This window comes from Klebsiella sp. MS 92-3 (genome assembly GCF_000195655.1).
GTDB classification, from domain to species: domain Bacteria; phylum Pseudomonadota; class Gammaproteobacteria; order Enterobacterales; family Enterobacteriaceae; genus Klebsiella; species Klebsiella pneumoniae.
Genome location: NZ_GL882806.1, coordinates 33,324 through 38,456 on the forward strand (window position 1 = coordinate 33,324; position 5,133 = coordinate 38,456).

The window sequence follows — 5,133 nt, forward strand, 5'->3', positions numbered from 1 at the left end:
GGGGGGGGGGGGGGGGGGTGGACTGGCTAACGCCCTCGCCGGCAGCGGCCTGCTGATCCTGTGGGCAACCGTATTTGGTACGCCGCTGGGTATCCTCGCCGGAATTTATCTGGCGGAGTATGGCCGCAAGTCGGTGCTGGCGGAAATCATCCGCTTTATCAACGACATTCTGCTTTCCGCGCCGTCTATCGTGGTGGGTCTGTTCGTCTACACCATTGTGGTGGCGCAGATGCAGCACTTCTCGGGCTGGGCGGGCGTTATCGCGCTGGCGCTGCTGCAGGTGCCTATCGTTATTCGTACCACCGAAAACATGCTGAAGCTGGTGCCGGATAGCCTGCGTGAAGCGGCCTATGCGCTGGGGACGCCGAAGTGGAAGATGATCTCGGCGATCACCCTGAAAGCCTCCGTCTCAGGGATTATGACCGGGATCCTGCTGGCTATTGCCCGTATCGCCGGGGAAACGGCGCCGCTGCTGTTCACCGCGCTGTCCAACCAGTTCTGGAGCACCGACATGATGCAGCCGATTGCTAACCTGCCGGTGACCATTTTCAAATTTGCCATGAGTCCGTTTGCGGAGTGGCAGCAACTGGCATGGGCCGGGGTGTTGATTATCACCCTGTGCGTCTTGCTGCTGAACATCCTGGCGCGCGTTATCTTCGCCAAGAAGAAACACGGTTAATTTTTTGCGGCGCAGCAACTGCTGCGCTGAATGAGGAAGAGATTGAGATGAGTATGGTGAATACAGCTCCGGGTAAGATTTCAGTTCGTAACCTGAACTTCTACTACGGCAAATTCCATGCCCTGAAGAACATCAACCTGGATATCACCAAAAACCAGGTGACGGCGTTTATCGGTCCGTCAGGCTGTGGTAAATCCACCCTGCTGCGCACGTTCAACAAGATGTTTGAACTATATCCGGAGCAGCGCGCGGAAGGTGAGATCCTGCTGGATGGCGACAACATTCTGACTAACACCCAGGATATCGCCCTGCTGCGCGCTAAGGTTGGCATGGTGTTCCAGAAACCAACGCCGTTCCCGATGTCCATATACGACAATATCGCCTTCGGCGTGCGCCTGTTTGAAAAGCTGTCCCGTGCCGATATGGACGAGCGCGTGCAGTGGGCGCTGACCAAAGCCGCATTATGGAACGAAACCAAAGATAAACTGCACCAGAGCGGGTATTCTCTCTCCGGTGGTCAGCAGCAGCGTCTGTGCATTGCCCGCGGTATCGCGATCCGCCCGGAAGTGCTGCTGCTTGATGAGCCGTGCTCCGCGCTGGACCCGATCTCCACCGGGCGTATCGAAGAGCTGATCACCGAGCTGAAACAGGACTACACCGTCGTTATCGTGACTCACAACATGCAGCAGGCTGCGCGTTGCTCCGACCATACGGCATTTATGTATCTTGGCGAGCTGATTGAGTTCAGCAACACGGATGACCTGTTCACTAAGCCCGCGAAGAAACAAACTGAAGATTATATTACTGGCCGCTACGGTTGATTTGCCCTTGTGCTTTCAGGCTCTCACCAGTTGGGCAATCAGGAGACACCATGGACAACCTAAATCTTAACAAACATATTTCCGGCCAGTTCAACGCTGAACTGGAGTATATCCGCACCCAGGTGATGACCATGGGTGGGCTGGTGGAACAGCAGCTCTCTGATGCCATCACCGCCATGCATAACCAGGACAGCGATCTGGCGAAACGCGTCATCGACGGCGACAAGCAGGTCAACATGATGGAAGTGGCTATCGATGAAGCGTGCGTGCGCATCATCGCCAAGCGCCAGCCGACCGCCAGCGACCTGCGCCTGGTGATGGCGATCATCAAGACTATCGCTGAGCTGGAACGCATTGGCGACGTGGCGGATAAAATCTGCCGCACCGCGCTGGAGAAGTTTTCCCAGCAGCACCAGCCGCTGCTGGTGAGCCTCGAATCGCTGGGCCGCCACACGGTGCAGATGCTGCATGACGTACTGGATGCGTTTGCGCGTATGGATCTCGACGAAGCGGTACGTATCTATCGCGAAGATAAGAAAGTCGACCAGGAATATGAAGGCATCGTGCGTCAGCTGATGACCTACATGATGGAAGACTCGCGCACTATCCCCAGCGTCCTGACCGCGCTGTTCTGCGCGCGCTCCATCGAGCGTATCGGCGACCGCTGCCAGAATATCTGCGAATATATTTTCTACTTCGTCAAAGGTCAGGATTTCCGTCACGTTGGCGGCGATGAGCTGGATAAACTGCTTGCTGGCAAAGATCCGAAAGAGTAATAATCATTCTGTCTAATTCTGGTAAATGGATTTATCAGAATTAGATATGTTTTACCCCGCGGCTGCGAGATTGCTGAGATTATCGTCACAATTAACAATCTGCCCGTTTGAGTTATTCATTTTATCGCGTAACAATCAGCTGCCACTCACTGAGTTTTAACGCTCAGGATGGTTTAAACGGATTGTGACTGCGACAGCAGGCAAAACCTGATATTGCTCCTGGGGGCGATATCAGGTTTTTTGTTTTATGCGGGCCAATAATGGCTGAATGAGGGTTGCTACCGCGATGCGCGGGCAAAACCTGAAGAGGATTATCTGCCAAGGCAGATGGTCTTCTTCAGGTTTTTTTGTTTTTGTCTAACCGCAAAAATAACAGCCGTCGCGACGTCAAACGGTATGGATACGGCTATTAGCACCGGCACGGAATAGGGTTGTTGTCGTGTTTTATTTACGCCAATGATTATATAAGGGAATATTATGATGAGAAAAAACAGGATCGCTTCGGCGATAGTCTTGCTGGCGCCACTTTGTTATTCAACTAATCTGCTAGCGAGCCAGTTGACGGTGGAACAACGGCTTGAGCTGCTGGAAAAAGCGCTCAAAGACACGCAAAAAGAGCTCAAAAAATACCAGGACCAGGAAAGAAAAAGAGACCAGATTTGGGCCTCATGGTCTCCACCTGCGGAAGGTCAGAAGCGCAAGACCGGGGGGGCGACCGCCGGGCCGAAAACGGCGGTTAAACCGGATGCGGTGCTGGTTAAAAATCAACAACCTGTCACCGATGGCGCGCCAGCCTACAGCGCGATGACGCTGAAAGACTTTAGCAAGTTCGTGAAAGATGAAATTGGCTTTAGCTATAACGGCTACTTCCGTTCCGGCTGGGGGACCGCCTCGCACGGCTCGCCAAAATCATGGGCGATCGGTTCGCTTGGCCGCCTGGGCAATGAATATTCCGGCTGGTTCGATCTGCAGCTGAAGCAGCGGGTGTTTCAGGAAGGCGATAAACGCGTCGACGCCATCGTGATGCTCGACGGGAACGTCGGCCAGCAGTATTCCACTGGCTGGTTTGGTGACAATGCCGGCGGCGAAAACTACATTCAATTCTCGGATATGTATGTTAACACCAAAGGGTTCCTGCCGTTTGCGCCGGAAGCCGATTTCTGGGTCGGCAAACACGGGGCGCCAAAAATTGAAATCCAGATGCTGGACTGGAAAACGCAGAGAACCGATGCGGCGGCCGGCGTAGGGCTGGAAAACTGGCAGGTGGGCGCCGGGAAATTCGATATCGCGTTGATTCGCGAAGATGTCGATGATTATGACCGTTCTTTAAGCAATAAGCAGCAAATTAACACTAACACCCTGGACGTTCGTTACAAAGAGATTCCGCTGTGGGATAAAGCCAGCCTGATGGTTAGCGGACGCTATGTCGCCGCCAACCAAAGTTCCTCTGAGAAATATAAAGAGGGCAATGAAGGTTATTATCCGTGGAAAGATACCTGGATGGCTGGTACCTCGTTAACGCAGAAATTTGCTAACGGCGGCTTTAACGAATTCTCTTTCTTACTGGCCAATAACTCTATTGCCAGCAGCTTCTCACGCTATGCCGGATCCAGCCCCTATACCACCTTTAATGGCCGCTATTATGGCGATCATACCAATGGCACCGCCGTGCGCTTAACCTCGCAGGGGGAAACCTATTTACGCGATGACGTTATTATGGCGAATGCCATCGTCTACTCTTTTGGTAACGACGTCTATAGCTACGAAACCGGGGCCCACTCCGATTTTGAATCTATCCGTACGGTTCTGCGACCGGCTTATATCTGGGATAAATATAACCAGACCGGCGTCGAGCTGGGGTACTTCAAACAGCAAAACAAAGATGTTACCGGCAAGAAATATAACGAGTCCGGCTACAAGACCACGCTGTTCCATACCTTCAAAGTCAATACCAGTATGCTGACCTCGCGCCCGGAAATTCGTTTCTATGCCACCTATATTAAAGCGAAGGATATTGACCTGGATAAGGCCGCGAATAATACCACCAGCATTTTTGAAGACGGGAAGAACGATCAGTTTGCCGTGGGGGCGCAGGCGGAAATCTGGTGGTGAGACGATAACTGAACGGACACAACGAAAGAGGAACAACGATGAAACGACATGCAATTTATTTCGCCCTGGCGCTGGCGGGCGCGGCGTTTACCCTCCAGGCGGCGCCATTACCCGCGATGCCGGACCCAAGCCTGCCGGTGAGCCACTTTATCACCCAGGTTAACGCGGATAAGAGTATCACTTACCGCTTGTTTGCCCCTGATGCCCGGCGGGTCTCGATAGTGACTGGCGCCACGCCGGACTCCTTTGTCTCGCACGACATGACCAAGGCAGCGGACGGAGTCTGGACATGGAAAAGCGAGCCGATGAAGCCCAATCTCTATGAATACTATTTCGATGTGGATGGCTTCCGCTCGGTAGATACCGGCAGCCGCTATCAGAAGCCGCAGCGCCAGGTGAACACCAGTCTGATTCTGGTGCCGGGCAGTATTCTTGACGATCGGGAGGTTGCGCATGGCGATCTGCGCACCCTCACCTATCACTCGAAGGCTCTGAACGCCGAACGTCGTCTCTATGTCTGGACGCCGCCGGGCTATAGCGGAACCGGCGATCCGCTGCCGGTGCTCTATTTCTATCATGGCTTTGGCGACAGCGGCCTGTCGGCCATCGATCAGGGGCGGATCCCGCAAATCATGGATAACCTGCTGGCGGAGGGCAAGATTAAGCCGATGCTGGTGGTGGTCCCGGATACCGAAACCGATATCCCGGAAGCGGTAGCGGAAGACTTCCCCCCCCCGGGGGGGGG

Annotated in this window: 4 protein-coding genes and 1 pseudogene; all 5 read left to right on the forward strand. The window is 53.9% G+C overall.

Translation table 11 applies throughout. From position 1 onward, the window contains the following. The coding region (pstA, locus tag HMPREF9538_RS28820; RefSeq protein ID WP_009485033.1) for a phosphate ABC transporter permease PstA at positions 1–679 on the forward strand (679 nt) is incomplete at its 5' end. Positions 680–726: 47 nt separating this feature from the next. After that, positions 727–1,500 (forward strand): phosphate ABC transporter ATP-binding protein PstB, encoded by a 774-nt coding sequence (gene pstB, locus HMPREF9538_RS14450; protein WP_004145006.1) that lies wholly within the window; start codon positions 727–729, stop codon positions 1,498–1,500. Positions 1,501–1,550: 50 nt separating this feature from the next. Then, positions 1,551–2,276 (forward strand): phosphate signaling complex protein PhoU, encoded by a 726-nt coding sequence (phoU, locus tag HMPREF9538_RS14445; protein WP_004145007.1) that lies wholly within the window; start codon positions 1,551–1,553, stop codon positions 2,274–2,276. A gap of 477 nt (positions 2,277–2,753) precedes the next feature. Further along, positions 2,754–4,388 (forward strand): carbohydrate porin, encoded by a 1,635-nt coding sequence (locus HMPREF9538_RS14440; protein WP_004150305.1) that lies wholly within the window; start codon positions 2,754–2,756, stop codon positions 4,386–4,388. Positions 4,389–4,426: 38 nt separating this feature from the next. Next, positions 4,427–5,133 (forward strand): annotated as a pseudogene (locus HMPREF9538_RS14435) (alpha/beta hydrolase-fold protein); the annotation flags it as partial.